Genomic DNA, 19,504 nt, shown 5'->3' on the forward strand with positions numbered 1-19,504 from the left:
ATCCCTGGAGGGCGGATGGAGTTCGAAGACTTCGCGCCGAAGCTGACGATGTTGTTGTACGGCGTGATCGGGTTCGTGGTGGTGGTCGGTGGACTGCTGCTGCTGCTCGACGTCGTGCCCAACTACTTCGCGCGGCGCCGCGAGGCCGCCCTCGTCGCGGCCTCCGTCAGCGGGACGTCCGCGCCCACCGGCCGGGGCGTCCGCAAGCACCGTGAGGGGATGCTGGGCCTCGCCTTCCTGCTCCCGGCCCTCCTGCTGCTGCTGATCGGCCTGGTCATCCCGGCGATCCGCACGATCATCCTGTCGCTGTTCAACGGCGACAGCACCGCGTTCGTCGGGCTGCGCAACTACACCTGGATCTTCCAGGAGAACGACATCGTCCGCGTGCTGCTCAACACCGCCGCCTGGGTGGTGCTGGTGCCGCTGCTGGCCACCTCGGTCGGCCTGCTCTACGCGGTGATGGTCGACCGGGCCCGGTTCGAGGCGGTCGCCAAGTCGCTGATCTTCCTGCCGATGGCCATCTCGTTCGTGGGCGCCGGCATCATCTGGCGCTTCGTCTACGCGTACCGCGGCGAGGGCGACCAGATCGGCCTGCTGAACTGGCTCTGGGTCACGGTCGGCGGCACACCGCAGCAGTGGCTCAACAACCCGCCGTTCAACACGTTCCTGCTGATCGTCGTCATGGTCTGGATCCAGGCCGGGTTCGCGATGGTCATCCTGTCCGCGGCCATCAAGGCGATCCCCTCCGACATCGTCGAGGCCGCCCGCCTCGACGGCGTGACGCCGTGGCAGATGTTCTGGCGGGTCACGCTGCCGAGCATCCGGCCCGCCCTGATCGTCGTGGTCGTCACGATCACGATCGCCACGATGAAGATCTTCGACATCGTCCGGACGATGACCAACGGCAACTTCGACACCAACGTCGTCGCGCTCGAGATGTACAACCAGGCCTTCCGCTACCAGCAGAACGGGCAGGGCTCGGCGCTCGCCGTCTTCCTGTTCATCCTGGTCATCCCGATCGTCATCTTCCAGATCCGCAACCTGCGCCGTCAGCGGGAGGGCTGAAAATGCGTGAGCGAAGCGAGCCCAGCCAACTCAGCCACCGGTGGTCATGCTCCGCCGACCGAAGGGAGGCGGCGGCATGACAACCACCACCCCCGTGCTCGCCGGCGAGGCCACCGCCGAGACCCAGCCCCGCACCGCGGCCGGGCGGGTGCGCAAGCGCCTCAACAGCCGCACCGCCACGATCGTCTCGATCGTCATCGCGCTGCTCTGGACGGTGCCGACGTTCGGGCTGCTGCTCTCCTCGTTCCGGCCGGAAGACGAGATCAAGCAGACCGGCTGGTGGACGTTCTTCAGCGACCCGCAGCTGACGTTCCAGAACTACAGCGACGTCCTCTTCGGACGGTCGTCGTCCTCCGGGCAGCTCGCCAACTACTTCGTGAACTCGCTGGTCATCACGATCCCGTCGGTGCTGTTCCCGATCGCGTTCGCCGCGCTGGCCGCGTACGCCCTGTCGTGGATCAACTTCCGCGGCCGGGACTGGCTCTACATCGCGGTCTTCGCGTTGCAGATCGTGCCGCTGCAGATGGCCCTCGTGCCGCTGCTGAGCTTCTTCTCCCGCGGCGTCTCGCTGGGCGGCATCACCATCCTGCCGGCCTGGGACCTCGACAACGAGGCGAAGTTCATCCAGGTCTGGTTCGCGCACACCTGCTTCGCGCTGCCGTTCGCGGTGTTCCTGCTGCACAACTTCATCTCGCAGCTGCCCGGCGAGCTGATGGAGGCGGCCCGGGTCGACGGCGCCGGCCACTCGAAGATCTTCCGGAGTGTGGTGCTGCCGCTGATCACGCCGGCGCTGGCCTCGCTGGCGATCTTCCAGTTCCTCTGGGTCTGGAACGACCTGCTGGTCGCGCTGATCTTCGCGGGTGGCGGGCGACAAACGGCGCCACTGACCGTACGGCTGGCGGAGCTGGCCGGCACGAGAGGCGGCGAGTGGCAACGGCTGACGGCGGGCGCGTTCGTGTCCATCGTCATCCCGATCATCGTGTTCCTGTCGCTGCAGCGCTACTTCGTCCGGGGGCTGTTGACCGGCAGCGTCAAGGGCTGAACCCCGCCGCGACGGTCCTTCCACAGGCGAGGTGACGGACCCGTGACGAGGATCGACGACGTGGCCCGGCTGGCGGGCGTCTCCACCGCCACCGTGTCCCGGGCGCTGCGCGGCCTGCCGACGGTCTCGCAGACGACCCGGGAGCGGGTGCTGGAGGCGGCCGCCCAGCTGGGTTACATCGCCTCGCCCAGCGCCTCCCGGCTGGCCGGTGGCAAGACCCGGGCGGTGGCGGTGGTCGTACCCCGGATCACGCCGTGGTTCTTCAGCACCGTGGTGGAGGCCGCCGAGGAACGGCTGCACCGGTCCGGCTACGACCTGCTGCTGTTCAACCTCGGCGGCAGCGAGCACGCCCGGCAGCGCCTGCTCTACACGAGCACGCTGCACAAGCGGGTCGACGCGCTGATGCTGGTCGCGACGCCGCTGGCCGGGGCCGACTTCGCCGCGGTGGCCAAGCTGGCCCTGCCGGGCGTGACGGTCAGCGCGGGCACCCCGGTGCCCGGCTGGCCCAGCGTGCGGATCGACGACCTGGAGACCGCCTGCACGGCCACCGACCATCTGATCTCGCTGGGGCACCGGCGCATCGCCCACATCTCCGGTGACTCCACCGACGAGCTGGCCATCTCGACCCACCTGGACCGCCGGCTGGGCTACCAGCGGCGGATGCGGGCGCACGGCATCGAACCCGACCCGGCCCTCGACGTCGAGGCGACGTTCACCATCGCCGGGGGCGGTCGGGCCACCGCCGAGCTCCTCCGCCGGGGCGAGCCGCCCACGGCGATCTTCGCCGCGTCAGACGAGATGGCGATGGGCGCGATCGCGGCGCTGCGCTCGGCCGGCCTGCGGGTGCCCGACGACGTCAGCGTGATCGGGGTCGACGACCACGACGTCTCAGGTGTGGTCGGGCTCACCACGGTGGCCCAGCCGGCGGCCGCACAGGGCCGGATCGCCGCGGAAACCCTGCTCGGGCCGCTGCGCGGCACGGACAGCGGCTATGGTGACCGGTCCGTGGTGCTGCCCACCCGGCTGGTCGTCCGTGATTCGACGGCGCCACCGCGGGCACACTAGGACTTTTGCCGGCACGAGCTTTGGAGCACCCCGTGAAGTGGTGGCGCGACGCCGTCATCTACCAGGTCTACCCGCGGTCGTTCGCCGACTCCGACGGGGACGGCATCGGCGACCTGCCCGGTGTGGTGGGCCGCCTCGACCACCTGGCCGCCCTCGGCGTCGACGCGGTCTGGCTCTCGCCGTTCTACCCGTCGCCACAGGCGGACGCGGGCTACGACGTGGCCGACTACCGCGACGTCGACCCGATCTTCGGGCGGCTCTCCGACGCCGACAAGCTGATCACCGAGGCGCACGCCCGGGGGCTGCGGGTGATCGTCGACCTGGTGCCCAACCACACGTCCGCGCAGCACGTCTGGTTCCAGGCGGCGCTGGCGGCCGCGCCGGGCAGCCGGGAGCGCGACCGCTACGTCTTCCGCGACGGCAAGGCCGACGGCGGGCCGCCCAACAGCTGGCAGAGCGTGTTCGGCGGGCCGGCGTGGAGCCAGCTGCCGGACGGTCAGTGGTACCTGCACCTGTTCGACACCGGGCAGCCCGACCTCAACTGGGACAACCCGGAGGTGCGGGCCGAGTTCGAGGACATCCTGCGGTTCTGGCTCGACCGGGGCGTCGACGGCTTCCGGGTCGACGTCGCGCACGGGCTGGTCAAGCAGGCCGACCTGGCCGACTGGCACCTGCCGATGATCCCGCTGACCACCGAGGGCACCGAGGGCGGCGCGCGGCCGCCGATGTGGGACCAGGACGGCGTCCACGAGATCTACCGGCGCTGGCGCAAGATCCTCGACAGCTACCCCGGCGAGCGGATCCTGGTGGCCGAGGCGTGGGTGCAGCCGGCCGAGCGGCTCGCCGCCTACATCCGGCCCGACGAGATGCACCAGGCGTTCAACTTCGAATACCTCGAAGCCGCGTGGACGGCGGCGGCCCAGCGCTCGGTGATCGAGCGGTCCCTGGCGGCCAGCGCGGCGGTCGGCGCACCCACCACCTGGGTGCTGTCCAACCACGACGTGATCCGGCACGCCTCGCGGCTCGGGCTGCCGGTCGGCACGCCCCGGCCCAACGGCATCGGCGCCGGCGACCCGCAGCCCGATGCCGGTTTGGGCCTGCGCCGCGCCCGGGCGGCCACGCTGCTGATGCTGGCGCTGCCCGGCTCGGCCTATCTCTACCAGGGCGAGGAGCTGGGCCTGCCCGAGCACACGACGCTGCCCGACGAGAGCCGCCAGGACCCGACCTGGTTCCGCACCAACGGCGCCTCGGTCGGCCGCGACGGCTGCCGGGTGCCGATCCCGTGGGAAGCCGACGCGCCTTCGTACGGGTTCGGGCCCAGCGATCGCAGCTGGCTTCCCCAGCCGCCGGTCTTCGCGGAGCTCGCCCTCGACCGCCAGGTGGGGGTTCCGGGGTCGACCTACGAGCTCTACGTGGCGGCCCTGCGGCTGCGGCGCGAAACCGGCCTGGGCCACGGCGAACTGTCCTGGGTGGACGTTCCGGGCGAGGTGGTCGCGTTCCGGACGGCTGACCTCCTGGTCCTGACGAACTTCGGCGCGACGCCGGCACAGCTCCCGGAGGGGGCCGAGGTGGTGCTCGCAAGCGGGCCGGTCGCGGGCCGCGAGGTCCCCACCGACGTGACGGTCTGGGCCCGACTGAGCTGACCTGTGGCGGCGCCGGCGGCCTCCACCGCCGGCGCCGGCCACGGCCTCAACCCAACCGCGGCGCCGGCGCAGTGGTTCTGCTCTGAGCGTGACCCGGCGCGAAGGCGGCAGCGGAGCGAAGCGGAGCGGTCCCTGGCGGGAGCTTCGGTCGCGCCCCGGACGAACCCGAGTCAACAGGCTCTTGATCTAGTGATGCGTGTGGTCGGGAGCGTCGTTGGTCGGCGTCCTGGCCGTCTCCTGCGCGCGTTTCTCCAGCAGTTGGTGCAGGCCGCGGATGTCGCGGGGTGAGGTGCGGGAGGCCAGCCAGTACATGATCCCGGTGGGGATGAAGAAGAGCTGGAACGCGGCCAGGCCGATCGAGTAGTTCAGCGGGGACGGGTATTTCGAGGCGAGTACCGCGAACGCGACCGGGATCAGGCCGTTGCCGGCCGCGCGGCCGACGCCGTTGGTGAGGTTGCCGAGGCTGTAGACGGTGCCGCGGTACTCCGGCGGGTTGATGTCGGCGATCAGGGCGAACCAGTTCGGCGAGTTGGCCGACGTGAACGCCAGCGCGACGATCGCGACCAGCAGCGTGAGCCCGACCGTCGGCTCGGTCACGACGCTGGCCAGGGCGGCGGCGAACACGGCGCCGGTGCCGGCGTCGGCGGGCACGTCGATGCGGAACGGCAGGAAGAACAGCACGAGATAGAGCGGCACGGCGGCCAGGATGCCGACGGAGGCGACCAGGGCGCGGCCGCGCAGAGTGCGGCGTTGGAGCTTGTCGCCGAGCAGGCCGCCGAGGATCGACAGGGCGCCGCCGAGCTGGAACAGGGTCGCGAACACGCTGCCGACGACGACCGCGGTGCTGGCCGAGTAGCCCTGGTCGATCGCCCGCTCGCGGAACAGCACCGGCAGCCAGACGAGCGAGCCGAACGCGATCTGGGCCGGCAGTCCCTGGAGCACCAGCCAGACGTTCGTGCGCCGCTGCGTGATGGCGGGCAGGCTCTTGAGGCTGATCCGGTAGTCGTACTCGTGGCCCTCGGCGATGGCCCCCGCGAGCTCCGGGTCGCTCTGGCCGCGCCGGATGTCGTAGGTGAAGAAGTAGGCGACCGTGGCGACCACGCCGACGACGCTGAGCACGAGGAACGGGCGGCGCCAGTCGGCCGCGCCGAGTACGCCGCCGAGCAGCGTGCCGAGGAACGTGCCGACGCCCTGCGACAGGCCCCACAGGCTCATCACCAGTCCCCGGCGTTTCGGCTTGATCAGGTCGCTGACCACGGAGAAGCCGACCGAGCTGACCGCGCCGAGGCCGACCGCGGCGGCGATCTGGGACACGAAGAACAGGAGGTACGTGCCGGCCACCGCGCTGCCGGTCATGCCGGCCGCCCAGAGCAGCGTGCCGATCATCAGCAGCGGCTTGCGGTTGCCCCGGTCGCCGTAATAGGCCCAGGCCACCGAGGCGACGGCGCTGACGAGGAACGACGTCGCGGTCACGGTGCCGATCAGCCCCTGGGCGACGTCGTACGAGTCGGCGATCGAGCCGTAGAGCGGCGGCACCAGGCCGACCGCGACGTTGTCGAGCGACGCCAGGACGATGAACACCACGACGCTGTAGATCCGGTGGAACCGGCCGCCGGTGGTGGTCATGCCGGGAGGCTACATCGGCCGCGGGCCCCGGCGATCTAGGTGCGCTGGGTCGGGATGGGTGTGGCGGATGGGAGCCGCGCGCCCGAGATGCGGTGCGCGCCGCGCTCGAGCGCGCGCACGCCGGCCCGCAGCGCCTCGATCACCGGACGCAGGGCCGCCTGGTGGGCGTCGCGGACGGTCACGCAGGTCTCCAGGCGCAGCGGCACCGTCCCCGCGTCGATCGGCACCCAGCGGAACCGGTCGGCGTCGCCACCGCCGAACACCATGCCCTCCTTGTAGGGCAGGGCGACGTCGGACGGCACGACCAGGACGCGCGCGCGTTCCCGCCCGCCTTGGCGGTGGCGGTGCCGCTCGCTGCGGAGCCTGATCACGCTGGTCGCGGTCTCGTAGGTCTCCATCGCGACGCGGGCGGCCGGGTCCGGGTCGGGGATGCCGGCCGCGGTGATCGCGTCTTCGAGCACGCGGCGGGCGCGCACGTCGCGCGGCTGGAGAAAGGCCGCATAGTCCCGGACGAGATCGGCGAGCGGCAGCCGGTCGTACGGGTAGTCGCGGTCGATCATCGCCTCGAGCCGGGCCTCGTAGAGCAGCGTGCTGCGCAGGCCGGGCCGGCGCACCGGGGGGCCGATGATCAGGTGGAACTCGTTGCGCAGGAGGCGGTCGACGGGGTCGCCGAAGAACTGGTGCTCGGCCCGGTTGTGCTGCGAGAGGTATTCGACGCGGATCTTGTCGCTTTCTTCGGCCGCGCGGAGCTGCTGCTCGGCGAGCGCGATGAACTGGGTGTGGTGGGGTCCGCAGGCCAGCGTCCAGACGGTCGGCTCGGCCGCGGCGGCGCCGATCCGCTCGTGCAGAGCGACGACCTGGCGGGCGATCTGCAGCACCCGCTCCCCCGCCGGCGTCAGCAGGTAGCGGCGGTCGACGTTGCGGCGCACCAGCGGCTCGCCGACGTAGCTCTCGACCTTGGAGATCCGGTGCTGCACGGATTGGCGGCTGTAACCGCCGTGGAGATCGGCCATCCGGCGGGCCGCGTCCTCATAGGAACGCTCTTCGGCGAGCGCGATGAACGCCCGGAAGTCCCACTCATCCAGTGGTTTCGGGCGCTGTTTTGACACTCGCTCAACGTAACGTGACCGGGCTGGCTCCAGAAGTGTCGCATTGACGATATCGAGTGCGCCCGGCCGTCTCCGGGTGGGCCGTCACGCAGAGAAACCGCTCTCCACCAAACTGTGAGCTGGATCACTTTTGGTTTGTCTTCTGTTATGGACTTGTCTGGATTTATCGCCTGGAGAGCCACGTTACGTTCCGTCGCGCATTACCCAGCGCGAATCTACTGCAAGCGCACGTTGCAGTTGCTCAAGGACCGGCCGCTCGCGGACGTCATCACGATGGCGCGAGAGGAGTAGAAAGACAGAACGGCTGCGCCGCCGGGGTTGGCAGCGGCCGTCTGCCCAACCGCCAAGGGAGCCGCCATGCCCAGCCGGAACCCTCCCCTCCTCCTCCGCCGCTGGCGCCGCGCCCTGCGCACCCCAGCCTCACACACCGACGGCCCGGGCAACGCACAGCCGGTGCGGCCGGCGCCGCACCTGGACAGCGCGGTCACGGAGGTACACGCGGCCCGGGTGGCGATGCGCAACGCCCTGCTCGCCCTCGACCAAGCCTTGGACGACGGCGAACGGATGGACGCGAGCTTCCGCCGCGTCATCCACGCGGAGATCAGCGGCACGCGCGAAGAAGCCGCCCTCCTCACCGCCCGCCTGGCCACAACACGCGAAAGGTCTCCAGCGGTGCGCTGAGGCCCGCGGCGTCCGCCTAGGGGTCTCCGGCCGCCCGCACTGTCGGGCCACTGACTCCTGCGGCGCAGTGACGCCCGCAGCATCCGTCCGCGGTTTTCGGCCGGCGCGCTCACGCCTGCAGCCTCCGACCCCGGCCTCCGGCCGGCGCGCTCACGCCTGCACCATCGGGCCGCGGCCTGCCGCGGGCACAGTGACGCCTGCAGCATGCGGCCGCGGTCTTCGGCGGCGTTGCCGCGCAGCGTTGGCTGCGCTCGTGCGTCTGGTCGGTCCGGGTCAGCGCGGCCAGGTCAGGCCGGCTGGTCCGGAGTCAGTCGCTTCGGGACGGACGCTGGACAGGGAGCGCCTTGGTCGGCGAGGCCACCGGTCCGCCCGAGATCGGATGGCGGGCGGCCTCCAGCCGCGCCACCCCGAAACGCAACGCCTCGATCACCGGACGCAAGACGTTGGCATCGTCCTTCCGGATGGTCACGTACGTCGGCAACCGAAGGGCTCCGGTGGCGTCATGGACCGGAACCCAGCGGAACCGGTCCGCGCCGCTGCCGCCAAATTCCATGCCGTCCTTGAATGGCTGAGCCACATCCGACGGGAGGACCATGACGCGGTCGCGGCCGCCGCGGCGGGGACGCTCCGTGCGCAGGCGCATGACGCTGGCGCCGGCCTCGGTGGTCTCCATCGCGATGCGGACGCTGCCGGGATCGACCACCTCCGACCGCCGGATCGCCTCCTCGAGCATCCGGCGGGCGCGGATGTCCTGCGGCTGCAGAAGCGCCTCGTAGCGGGTGACCAGATCCGCGAGTTGAAGTTCGGCGGCGCGATAACGGCGGTCGATCATGACCTCCAGCTGAGCCTGGTAGAGCTCGATCGAGCGAAGCGCCGGGTTCGCCACGCTGGGGCCGATGATCAGCCGGAGTTCCTTGCGCAGGAGCCGATCGACAGGCTCCCCCTGGAACTGGTGTTCCCCGCGATCTGTCCGCTCGAGGTATTCGACCTGGATCTTGTCGTCGCCGCCGTTCCGTTCGCGGAGCCAGTCGGCCGCGAGCGTGACGAACTGGGTGTGGTGCGGCGCGCAGGCCAGCGTCCACACCGTGGGCTGGACCGTGGAAGAGCCGATGCGCTCGTAGAGCGCGACGACCTGCCGCGCGGCGACCAGAAACTCCTCGCCCGCCGCGGTCAGCGAATAGCTGCCGTTGGCCTTGCGCTGCAACAGCGTCTGATTGACCCAGCTTTGCACCTTGCGGATGGCCCGCCCGACGGATTGGCGACTGTAGGTGTCGCGCGCTTCGGTCAATTGCCGCGCGGCCGCGTCGTAGGTGCGGTTTTCGGCGACCGCAATGAACACCCGGAACTCCCAATAGGTGGGTTTCTCCCGGTGCATTTCAGCCACGCGACCAACCTATCGTAATTGATTGGTTACGTAAAGTGTCGCCATGACAGTACGGGTCGGTCACATCCCGGAGCGTGATTACTGCCTGTCATTGTCACGCTCAGAGAACGTGCCGCAGCCAATAAAGTCGAGTCGCGTGCAAACGTCCCCGCAGATGGCCTGATTTATCAGGTTTTAAGGGTAGCAAAAGGTGCAGACTTCTACGTTACGTTCCGTAAGAGCTACCGAGCGCGAATCTTGTGAAAGCGGGCGTTGCGCGCGCTCAGATAACGGAACGTCATAACGACCGTGAAGGTCACCGATTGGCGGTACAAATGCAAGGCGGCTGCTCCGCTTCCACCGGAGCAGCCGCCACACGTCCCGACTGGTTGGAGTCAAAACGTGCTTGTCCCACACCGTACGCCAGAGCACTGGCATTTACCCACCCCCTTCTCCACCGCCGACGGTGGGCCGATCAGCCTGCGTCTTCCTCGGCCGAACCTCTATTGGCTCGTCTTCGTCGTCGGCTGGATCAACGTGGCGGAAGCCGCGCTCACCGCGCTCGAAATGCAGCATCACACACTGGTGAGGATCGCAGCGCACAGCGTGTCCGTCGTGCTGGCGACCATCTCGACCTGGGGCGTCAACCGTGTCGCGGATCCCGGGCGTTTCGCCCGCAGCGGCACCATCATCGCCGCCTTGCCGGCCCTGTACCTGCCGGCGCACCCCGGGCCGCTGCTGGAACCGACGCTCTTCGTCGGAGGCGCCATCCTGCTCACCGCAGCCGGCGAGATCGGCTACCGGCTGAGCAAGGAGTGCGGCTGCGGAGCGCGGTCGTGAGCGGCGGTTACCTGGACATCGCCGTCTCCGAGGTGCACGCAGCCCGCAACGCGCTGCGCGATGCGCTGATCGCCCTCTACGACGCTGTCGGATCCGGCGAATCGCTGGACCCGACGAGCCGGCGGGTCATCTACAGCGAGCTCGCGGGTGCGCGGGAGGAGGCCGCCGTTCTGGTCGCCCTGCTCGCCGACGCCGGCCGCGGGGCACCGCGGCCGCAACCGCTCCGGCCGTCGGCGGATGACCCCGGCACGCGCCGCGCCGCAACCGCCTGGGCCGTCGGCGGATGAGCCCGGCGCCGCGACCGCTCCAATCACCGGCAGACGATCCCGGCACGGTTGGAGCGCCGGCGAACGTCCAGGTCGTCAGGCGGCCCGGACGGGCGCCAGGCCCAGTTCCTCCGCCCGCGCCCAGACCGTTTCCATCGCCCGGTCCGGGTCGCGGTGGAAGAGGCTGGCCCGCAGGCGCACGAAGACGCAGTTGCCGACGCGTTCCAGGACCGCCTGCCGGCGCAGTTCCGCCGCGAAGGCGGCCGCGCCCCGATAACGGTCGTCGCAGGCGATCGCCAGCCGGCGTCCGTCGGGAGCGTTGACCACGAAGTCGATCTGGTAAGCCCCGAGCCGGAACCGCGGAATCGGCCGCAACCCCGCCGCGGTCAGCCGCCGCCACACCTCGCGGGTGAACTCCGTGTCCAACTCGCGCCCGTCGGCCGGTTCCGGCGCCGCCGTCGGCCGGGTGGCGTACGACAGCAGCAACCCCCGCGCGTCGTCCGGGTTCAGCTCGCCCGCGCTCACCGAGTGGAAGAGGAACAGCTGGTCCCGGGCCCGGGAGGCGGCCACATTGACCCGCCGGTGGTAGTCGCGCTTCGTGAACGCGCCGATTCCGCCGTCGGCGGTGGCCACCACCGTCGACACCAGCACCACGTCGCGTTCGTCGCCCTGGAACGTGTAGGGGTCGCCGACCCGCAACGACCGCCGCTCGAGTTCGTCGGTGCCCAGCTCGGCCCGGAGCCGGTGCTGCAGGTAGTCGGCCTGCCCGCTGGTCGAGAGCAGGCTGACCACGCCGATCGTCCTGCCGCGGTAGGCCGGGTCCGCGACGATCTCGGTCACCTTGGCCACCAGCGCCTCGGCCTCGGCGACGTTGACCTCGCCGTGCTCCGGCACCGCCACCCGCCGACCGTCCGGGACGTGGATCGGCACGACGGCGGCGCCCAGCCCGGCCGGCCGGTCGGCGCGCAGCGGCTGGATCTTGCCGTCGTAGTAGGTCTCGCTGGAGAACGCGATGATCGCCGGCACGCTGCGGAAGTGCTCGGTCAGCAGGATCCGCTGCGGCGAGCGGCGCACCGCGTGGTCGTAGAGGCTGCTCTCGGTGTCGAAGTGCACGGCCGAGGGCACGCCGGCCGGGGTCAGGTGGGCGCCGATCAGCGCGTTGACCCGGTCGGCGGGCAGGCCGACGAGCTGCGGGCCGATCTGCTGGTCGTCGCCGACCACGACCGCGCGGTGCGCGAGCCCGAGCACCGGCAGCGCGAAGATGTCGGCCTGCGACGCCTCGTCGACCACGACGACGTCGAACAGCGGCCCGGCGCCGGGGAACTGCTCGAGGGCACGATCAACCGACATGATCCACACGGGTACGGCGGTCGCCGCCTCGGCCATCGCCCGTTGCGCGGCGGCCTGCCAGTGTGCCGCGGTCTTGCCCGTCCCCTTGCCGATCTTGCGGAGCGCGGCGGCCCAGTCGGCGAGGGCGGCCTTGCGCCGGTCGTCGAGGGTACGGGCGACCTCCAGCCACGCCGACCCGACGACCAGCTCGCCGGTCAGCCGGCGCTCCTGGTCACGGGCCCGCTCGAGGCGCCGGCCGAGCTCGTCGTCGCCGACCCCGTCCGCGCCGGTGACCGCGTCGAACCAGGTCTGCGCCTGCCGCCAGGTCCAACCCCGCAGGGCCGCCTCGCCACTCTCGGGCGCCTCGCCCCGGTCGTAGCGGGCCGCCCAGCGCGGCGCCACCCCGGCCAGGCGGGCGTGCAGGGCGGCGTACCGCGTGGCATCCGGTTTGATGCTCCACAGTCGACGGATCTCGGCCAGCGCGCCGTTCCAGGCCAGGGCGTCCTCGGCCGACCAGGCGGCGGCCAGCGCCCGCAGCACGGGCGGCGCGCCGGGCGCCGCCGTGGCGTGGGCCAGCCACCGGGTCATGGCGTCGTGCTCGGCCTCGATCCGGTCGACGGTGAACACGGCCGCCGCGGCCTCGGTCAGGTCGGCCAGGTCGGCCAGCGTGGGCGGGTCGACGGCGCGGGGGCAGGCGGGCACGAGCACGGTGAGGTTGGCGCGGAGGGCGGGCCAGCGGCGGCTGTCCCAGTCGAGCGCGTCGAGGGCCTCGGCGAGCAGCCGCCCGGCCCACAGCTCCGGCTCGACCGCGGCCGGACCGCCGGCGACGGCACCGCCGCCGACCGCACCACCGCCAACCGCACCACCGCCGACCACACCGGGGTATCCCGCGGTCCCGCCGGGCATCGGCGCGTCCAGCCGGACGCACCACTCCGCCCAGCGGGCGGCGAGCTGGGCGCGCAGCTGTTCGCGCTCGACGGTGGCCACCAGCAGGTCGACGTCGTCGGTCGTGCGGGGCTGCTCGCCGTCGACGCGGCAGTCGGCGACGACCTTGGCCAGGTCGCCGTGGGTCAGGCGACGCACCGGCTTGCCGGCCGCGAAGCGCTCGCGGACCTGAGTGAGGTGCGCCAGCAGGCGGCGCGGCTGGGCGGCGTGCTCGGCGCCGATCTCCACACGGTGCCCCGACAGCGCGGCCGTGCGCCGGCCGAGCTCGGTCAGCAGCCGCTGGCTGGCCGCCACCTGCTCGTCCCAGACCGCCTGCCAGCTCGGCTCGCGGATGAGCTGGCCGAGCCGGTCGGTCCAGCTGCCGGCCCGCCGGGCCAGCGTCTCGGCTGCCGCCCGCAGCGCCGCGCCCAGCTCGTCGACCCCGGTCGGGCCCAGGCGGCGGGCCCCGTCGGCGTCGACGCCGCGGTCGCGGGCCTGGTCGAGCACCTTGCCGGCGTCGGCCAGCGCGGTCCGCTGCGCGGCCACCGCCTCACCCGTCGGCAGCTGCCCGTCGGCCGGCAGGTCGGCCAGGGCGTGCGCCCGGTCGGCCGGCGACAGCGTCCGCGCCAGGTCGCCGAGCAGCCCGAACTCGGCCGCGGTGAGCGGCGCCGGGGTGCCCGGCGGCACCGGGTCGGGCACGATCCCGTCGGCCTCGGTGCGGCGTAGCCACTCGCCGACCTCGGCCGGGGACGAGGGCACACCGCGGATCGGGTACGTCGTCGCCTCGCGCTCGGCCACCGCCAGCAGCTCGTCGCGGGCCGCGGTGAACCGGCCCTGCGCGCCGTCGATCTCGGCGGTGATCCGGGCCAGCTCCTCCGCCGCCGCGGAACGGTCGAGCGTGGCGGCCCGGTCGGACAGCTCGCGGGCGGCGATCTGGAGCTGCACGAGCTGGTCCGCCGAGCGGCCGAGCACCGCCAGGCAGAGTGGCTGGATTTCGGCCGGCAGCCCGTCGCGGAGCACCCGCAGCGGGTCCTCCTTCTGCGCGAGCACCAGCACGCGCTTGCCGTGGGCGACCAGATGGCAGATCAGGTTGCGGATGGTGTGCGTCTTGCCGGTGCCGGGCGGGCCTTGCACGGCCACGGTGCGGTGGGCGGCCAGCCGGGCGGCGATCGACTCCTGGGCCTCGTTGGTCGCCATCGGCATGAGCAGGCGCTCGCCCGTACGAGTCCAGGCGTCGGGGTCGTCGTCGGGCATCACCAGCGCGCTCGGCTCGTGCGCGAGGATGCCGGCCAGCGCGCCGACGCCCGCGGCGCCCGAGCCGGCCAGCCGGTCGCGCTCGGCCTCGAGGAACCGGCGGACCATCCGCTGCCGGGGACGCAGGAACAGCACACCGGTGTCGTGCACGTGCGGCTCGTCGAGCGGGTCGGTGCCGTACCGCAGCCGGGGTTCGAAGCCCAGCCGGCGCAGCGCGCGGGAGGCGAACTCCTGCCGCTCGGCGGCGTCCCACGGGTCGACGTCGACCAGACCGCCCGGGCCGGCCAGGTCGAGCAGGTCGCCGACCCGGCGGTTGTCGAGCCCGCCCAGCGCGTCGACCTGCAGCCGGGCCGGACCCTGCGGATGCACGGTGACCGTGGTGGTCTCGGGGTCGTAGTCGATCGCGACCGGCGTCGCCAGCAGCGGGTAGCGGACGGACTCCCCACCGAGCGGCGCGTCGAGGACGGCGTGGCCCCAGACGAGCTCGACCCGGGCCGAGTCGACGTCGACGCGGTAGCGCAGGTCGTAGAGGCGGTCGTGCAGGGCGCGGGCATCCGCGGCGCGGCGGTGGGCGACCGACCACGGCCGCCACTGTTCGTCCAGCCAGCGGGTGAACGCCGCCGCGCGCTGCTCGTCGTCGCCCTGCAACGTCGGTGGCCGGTCGGGCGTCAGGTCCCAGACCAGGTGGCGGAGCAACGGGGTCGGTATCGACGGCGGGGGCGGCGGCGCGGGGCGGCCGACCCGCAGCCAGCCGGCGCCGGGTTGCCGCGGGCCGAGCTCGACCGCCGGATGGGCCGGCAGGTCGTCGTGCCAGAACGCGTCGCCGGTGGGCACCGCGCGGACCGGCTTGTCGAGCAGGGCCCGCACGGCGAGCAGGTACTCCGCGAGCGCTACGGCGCGCGCGCGGATCTCATGTGGCGTGTCGGCCTGCTCCATCGCTGTCCGACGGTAACGCGCGGAGGCGAGTCGGGCGACTTATCCCGCCGGCCGGTCGTGCACCAGCTCGCGGACGGCCGCGTACTGCTCGCAGATCGCCGCCACCGGGCGGGCGTCGTAGCGCTCGGCCCGGCCGGTCGCCCAGGCCGGCGGCGCGGACTGGTCGGAGACCACCCAGGCGGCCTGGCGGGCGGCGCCGTCGGCGACGTATTCGCCCGGCGCCGGCACGACCACGCCGCAGCCGAAGACCTCCGGCGCGATGCGACGGACCGCCTCGCTGCGGGCGCCGCCGCCGATCAGGATCACCCGGTTGACCGCGGCGCCCTCGGCGATCAGCGCGTCGAGGCCGTCGGCGAGCGCGCAGAGCATGCCCTCGACCGCGGCCCGGGCGAAGTGCGCCGGTGTCGAGGTCTTCAGCGTCAGCCCGTGCACCGCGCCCGTCGACAGTGGCCGGTTGGGGGTCCGCTCGCCCTCGAGGTAGGGCACCATGACCAGCCCGTCGGCCCCGGACGGGGCCTGGGCGGCCAGCTCGGCCAGCCGGCTGTGGCTGACGCCGAGCAGCGCCGCCGCGGCGTCGAGCACCCGGGCCGCGTTGAGCGTGCAGACCAGCGGCAGGAACCGGCCGGTGGCGTCGGCGAAGCCGGCCACGATGCCGGTCGGGTCGGCCGCCGGCAGGTCGGCGACGCTGAACACGGTGCCGGAGGTGCCGATCGAGACGACCACGTCGCCGGGCTGGGCGCCGACGCCGAGCGCCGCCGCCGCGTTGTCGCCGGTGCCGGGGCCGAGCACGGCCCCGCCGGGCAGCTGGCCGGCCCGGCCGGTCGGCGCGAGCACGGTCGGCAGCTGGGGCTCCCGGCCGAACGCCAGCGAGAGCAGGTCGGTGCGGTAGACGCCGGTGGCCGGCGACCAGTAGCCGGTGCCGCTCGCGTCGCCGCGGTCGGTGCGCAGGTCGGCCAGCGCCCCGGCCCCGCCCAGCTTCCAGGTCAGCCAGTCGTGCGGCAGGCACACGGCGGCCGTGCGGTCGGCGTTGGCCGGCTCGTGCTCGGCCAGCCAGCGCAGCTTGGTGACGGTGAAGCTGGCCACCGGGACCGAGCCGACGGCGTCGGCCCAGGCCCGGGGGCCACCGAGCTCGGCGGTCAGGTCCGAGGCGGCCTGGGCCGAGCGGGTGTCGTTCCACAGCAGGGCCGGGCGGACCACCTCGCCCGACTCGTCGAGACAGACCATCCCGTGCTGCTGGCCGCCGACAGCGACCGCGGCCACGTCGTCGAGACCGCCGGCCTGGCGGCTGGCCTCGGTCAGGGCGCGCCACCAGGCGTCCGGATGCACCTCGGTGCCCTCCGGATGCGTGGCGCGCCCCTCGCGGACCAGCGCGCCGGTCTCGGCGTCGCGGACCACCACCTTGCACGACTGCGTGGACGAGTCGATGCCGGCGACCAGCGGCATGTTGTCTCTCCTTAGCGGGCGCCGAGCACGTGCTCGACGGCGAGCTGGTTGAGGCGGACGAAGCCGAAGCCCTTGGCGCCGGCGGCGTCGGCGTCGAAGTCCTCGTAGGACGCGCGGTCGGCGAGCAGGTCAGCGTGGCTCTCGCCGGCGCCGACGGTGCTCTCCCGCAGCTCGCCGACCTTGCTGGCGGCCAGCGCCTCCTGCACCTCGGGGTCGGCCCGGAACGCCTGCGCCCGCTCCTTGAGCAGCAGGTACATCCGCATGTTGGCGGCCGCCGAGGCCCACACCCCGTCGAAGTCCTCGGTGCGGGAGGGCTTGTAGTCGAAGTGCCGCGGACCGTCGTAGGCCGGGCCGCCGCCGGGCGCGCCGTGCTCGATCAGGTCGACCAGGGCGAACGCGTTGACCAGGTCACCGTGGCCGAACACCAGGTCCTGGTCGTACTTGATGCCGCGCTGGCCGTTGAGGTCGAGGTGGAAGAGCTTGCCGTGCCAGAGCGCCTGGGCGATGCCGTGCGCGTAGTTGAGGCCGGCCATCTGCTCGTGCCCGACCTCGGGGTTGAGGCCCACCAGCTCGTGGTGCTGGAGGCTCGAGATGAAGGCCAGCGCGTGGCCGACCGTCGGGAGCAGGATGTCGCCGCGCGGCTCGTTGGGCTTGGGCTCCAGGGCGAAGCGGAGGCCGAAACCGCGGTCGATCGAGTATTGCGCGAGGAAGTCGACGGCCTCGCGGTAGCGGTCGAGAGCGGCCTGCACGTCCTTGGCCAGGTCGTATTCCGAGCCCTCGCGGCCGCCCCACATCACGTAGGTCTGCGCGCCGAGCTCGGCGGCCAGCTCCATGTTGCGCATGACCTTGCGCAGCGCGAACCGGCGGACCTCGCGGTCGTTGCTGGTGAAGCCGCCGTCCTTGAAGACGGGGTGGGTGAACAGGTTGGTGGTCACCATCGGCACGACGATGCCGGTCTCGTCGAGCGCCTTGCGGAACCGGGAGATGTGCTCGGCCCGGCTGCTGTCGTCGGCGTCGAACGGGATCACGTCGTCGTCGTGGAACGTCACACCGTAGGCGCCCAGGTCGGAGAGCCGGTGCACGGACTCCACCGGGTCGAGCGGCGGCCGGGTCGCGTCACCGAACGGGTCGCGGGCCTGCCAGCCCACGGTCCAGAGACCGAACGAGAACTTGTCGGCGCGGGTGGGGTCGGCAGCCATGGGAGGGCCTCCTCCAGGAGTGACGTTACGGGCGCGTTAATTTGTTTAGCGGTTGAATTATTTGACTCCGCCGTGGCAGTGTCAAGGGCGTGAACGGCCAGTCCGCGGTGCGCCAGGCCAGTGTCCGGGCGCACAACCTGGCCCTCGTGCTGCGCCAGGTCGCGGCCGCGAGCCGGCCGCCGTCCCGGGCCGACCTGGCCACCCGCACCGGCCTCACCCGGGCCACCGTCTCCGCGCTCGTCGACGACCTGGTCGGCGGCGGGCTGCTGGCCGAGGTGGGTCCGGCGCCGCGGGCGGGCGCCGGGCGGCCGGCGACGGGCCTCGTGCTGCACGGGTACGGCCCGGCCGGGCTGGGCCTGGAGATCAACGTCGACTACCTCGCGGCCTGCGTGGTCGACCTGACCGGAACGGTCCGGCACCGCGCCGTCGTGCACGGCGACCAGCGCCCGCACTCCCCCGAAGCCGTGCTCGCGGCGGTGGCCGACCTCGGCGCCCGCCTGCGCGCGGAGGCCGCCGCGGCCGGCCGCACCGTCGCCGGCGCCGCCCTGGCCGTGCCGGGCCTCGTCTCGCCCACCGGCCTCGTGCACCGGGCACCCAACCTGGCCTGGCACGACGTCGACGCCGCCGGCACGCTGGCCGGCGGTCCGCTGGGCGACCTGCCGCTGACCGTCGACAACGAGGCCAACCTGGCCGCCCTGGCCGAGCTGCACGCCGGCGGCCCCGAGCTGGACAGCTTCGTCTACGTCTCGGGCGAGATCGGCATCGGCGCCGGGATCGTGCTGCACCGCGACCTGTTCCGCGGCGCCCGCGGCTGGAGCGGCGAGCTCGGGCACGTCTGCGTCGAGCCCGCCGGCCCACGCTGCCGGTGCGGGGCGCTGGGCTGCCTGGAGCAGTACGCGGGCCAGGAGGCGCTCCTGCGCGACCTGCCGGCCGGCGAGGCGGGCCTGGCCCGGCTGCGCGACGACACCGCCCTGGCGGGGCTCCGGCTGCCCGCCGCGGGCACCTCGCTCGGGGTCGCCCTGGCCGGCGTGGTCAACATGCTCGACGTGGGGGCCGTGGTGCTCGGCGGGATCTTCGGGCCGCTGGCGCCGTGGCTTGCGCCGGCCGTGGAGGCGGAGCTGTCCCGGCGGGTGCTGACCTCGGCCTGGTCGCCGGTGACGGTGCGGGCGTCGGCGCTCGGCACGGCGGCGGCCGCGGTCGGCGCCGGCGGCGCGGTGATCCGGGCCGTCCTCGCGGACCCGGCCGGTGCCCTCAGGCGCTGAGCACGTCGGAGTCGGGCTTGGCCATCGCGTCACCGAAGCCGCTGAGGCCACTGATCAGCGCCTGCCGGGCGGCGGGGGTCATCTGGCCCAGCACCTCGCTGAGCCGGCGGCGGCGCTCGGACCGCAGCTCGTCGAGGAGCCGCTGACCCGTGCGGGTCAGGTGCAGGGAGATCTCGCGGCGGTCGGTGCGGCCGGGGAAACGCTCGATCATGCCGGCGGCCACCAGGCGGTCGCAGAGTCGGCTGGCCGAGGACAGGATCATGCCGAGGCTGCTGGCCAGACCGCGCAGGTTTATCCCCTCGAACTCCTCCATCACCAGCATCGCGCGCAACTGTGAACCCGAGACACGGTCGGTCGCGCCCTCGCGGGCCGTGTCCCAGACGGACAGCAGCGCCTCGGCCGCGCTGTCGACAGCGGCGGCCTCCGCGGCCACATCGGGTGCATGGTGATCGGGCAT

General features: G+C 72.7%; 15 protein-coding genes. 8 read left to right on the forward strand and 7 right to left on the reverse strand.

The annotated features are described in order from the left end of the window. Window positions 1–15: 15 nt before the first annotated feature. The 4 genes from O7635_RS00840 (at window position 16) to O7635_RS00855 (ending at window position 4,815) form a co-directional block, all read left to right on the forward strand. Window positions 16–1,065 carry a sugar ABC transporter permease gene (locus O7635_RS00840; protein ID WP_278078451.1) on the forward strand — a complete coding sequence of 350 codons (1,050 nt, stop codon included), beginning with the start codon at window positions 16–18 and terminating at the stop codon, window positions 1,063–1,065. 76 nt (window positions 1,066–1,141) lie between these two features. Next, window positions 1,142–2,107 carry a carbohydrate ABC transporter permease gene (locus O7635_RS00845; RefSeq protein ID WP_278078452.1) on the forward strand — a complete coding sequence of 322 codons (966 nt, stop codon included), beginning with the start codon at window positions 1,142–1,144 and terminating at the stop codon, window positions 2,105–2,107. Window positions 2,108–2,149: 42 nt separating this feature from the next. Continuing rightward, window positions 2,150–3,172 carry a LacI family DNA-binding transcriptional regulator gene (locus tag O7635_RS00850; RefSeq protein WP_278078453.1) on the forward strand — a complete coding sequence of 341 codons (1,023 nt, stop codon included), beginning with the start codon at window positions 2,150–2,152 and terminating at the stop codon, window positions 3,170–3,172. A 32-nt stretch (window positions 3,173–3,204) separates the two neighbouring features. Continuing rightward, window positions 3,205–4,815: a glycoside hydrolase family 13 protein gene (locus O7635_RS00855; protein WP_278078454.1), complete on the forward strand. Its 1,611-nt coding sequence runs from the start codon at window positions 3,205–3,207 to the stop codon at window positions 4,813–4,815. Window positions 4,816–5,001: 186 nt separating this feature from the next. Here O7635_RS00855 and O7635_RS00860 read toward each other — a convergent pair whose 3' ends face one another. Further along, the gene (locus tag O7635_RS00860; RefSeq protein ID WP_278078455.1) at window positions 5,002–6,441 is read right to left on the reverse strand and encodes an MFS transporter; all 1,440 of its coding nucleotides are present in this window, start codon (window positions 6,439–6,441) and stop codon (window positions 5,002–5,004) included. A 35-nt stretch (window positions 6,442–6,476) separates the two neighbouring features. Then, a complete protein-coding gene (locus O7635_RS00865; protein WP_278078456.1) occupies window positions 6,477–7,550 on the reverse strand; it encodes a LysR family transcriptional regulator in 1,074 nt (357 codons plus the stop codon). A gap of 357 nt (window positions 7,551–7,907) precedes the next feature. On the opposite strand from O7635_RS00865, the gene O7635_RS00870 reads away from it, so the two are divergent. Continuing rightward, on the forward strand, window positions 7,908–8,231 hold the full coding sequence (locus O7635_RS00870; protein ID WP_278078457.1) for a hypothetical protein: 324 nt from the start codon (window positions 7,908–7,910) through the stop codon (window positions 8,229–8,231). Between the two features lie 307 nt (window positions 8,232–8,538). Here O7635_RS00870 and O7635_RS00875 read toward each other — a convergent pair whose 3' ends face one another. Next, on the reverse strand, window positions 8,539–9,606 hold the full coding sequence (locus tag O7635_RS00875) for a LysR family transcriptional regulator (RefSeq protein ID WP_278085340.1): 1,068 nt from the start codon (window positions 9,604–9,606) through the stop codon (window positions 8,539–8,541). 390 nt (window positions 9,607–9,996) lie between these two features. Here O7635_RS00875 and O7635_RS00880 point away from each other — a divergent pair, with 390 nt between their 5' ends. After that, window positions 9,997–10,434 (forward strand): hypothetical protein, encoded by a 438-nt coding sequence (locus O7635_RS00880; RefSeq protein ID WP_278078458.1) that lies wholly within the window; start codon window positions 9,997–9,999, stop codon window positions 10,432–10,434. After that, window positions 10,431–10,721 carry a hypothetical protein gene (locus O7635_RS00885; RefSeq protein ID WP_278078459.1) on the forward strand — a complete coding sequence of 97 codons (291 nt, stop codon included), beginning with the start codon at window positions 10,431–10,433 and terminating at the stop codon, window positions 10,719–10,721. Before O7635_RS00880 ends, O7635_RS00885 begins: the two co-directional genes overlap by 4 nt. A 75-nt stretch (window positions 10,722–10,796) precedes the next feature. Here O7635_RS00885 and O7635_RS00890 read toward each other — a convergent pair whose 3' ends face one another. From O7635_RS00890 to xylA, 3 genes are read right to left on the reverse strand one after another with little or no spacing between them, the layout of a single operon-like run. Continuing rightward, a complete protein-coding gene (locus O7635_RS00890; RefSeq protein ID WP_278078460.1) occupies window positions 10,797–15,143 on the reverse strand; it encodes an AAA domain-containing protein in 4,347 nt (1,448 codons plus the stop codon). 39 nt (window positions 15,144–15,182) lie between these two features. Continuing rightward, window positions 15,183–16,586, reverse strand: coding sequence for a xylulokinase (gene xylB / locus O7635_RS00895; protein ID WP_278078461.1), 1,404 nt, complete (start codon window positions 16,584–16,586; stop codon window positions 15,183–15,185). Window positions 16,587–16,597: 11 nt separating this feature from the next. Further along, window positions 16,598–17,785, reverse strand: a complete 1,188-nt coding sequence (gene xylA / locus O7635_RS00900; RefSeq protein WP_278078462.1) for a xylose isomerase — start codon at window positions 17,783–17,785, stop codon at window positions 16,598–16,600. Between the two features lie 89 nt (window positions 17,786–17,874). Between xylA and O7635_RS00905 the strand changes: the two genes are divergently transcribed. Continuing rightward, window positions 17,875–19,047, forward strand: coding sequence for an ROK family transcriptional regulator (locus O7635_RS00905; protein ID WP_278078463.1), 1,173 nt, complete (start codon window positions 17,875–17,877; stop codon window positions 19,045–19,047). Here O7635_RS00905 and O7635_RS00910 read toward each other — a convergent pair. After that, entirely contained in the window at window positions 19,037–19,504 is a 468-nt protein-coding gene (locus O7635_RS00910) for a MarR family transcriptional regulator (RefSeq protein WP_278078464.1), read from the reverse strand. The two genes, O7635_RS00905 and O7635_RS00910, sit on opposite strands and share 11 nt — an antisense overlap.

The sequence above is a fragment of the Asanoa sp. WMMD1127 genome, assembly GCF_029626225.1.
Taxonomy (GTDB): domain Bacteria; phylum Actinomycetota; class Actinomycetes; order Mycobacteriales; family Micromonosporaceae; genus Asanoa.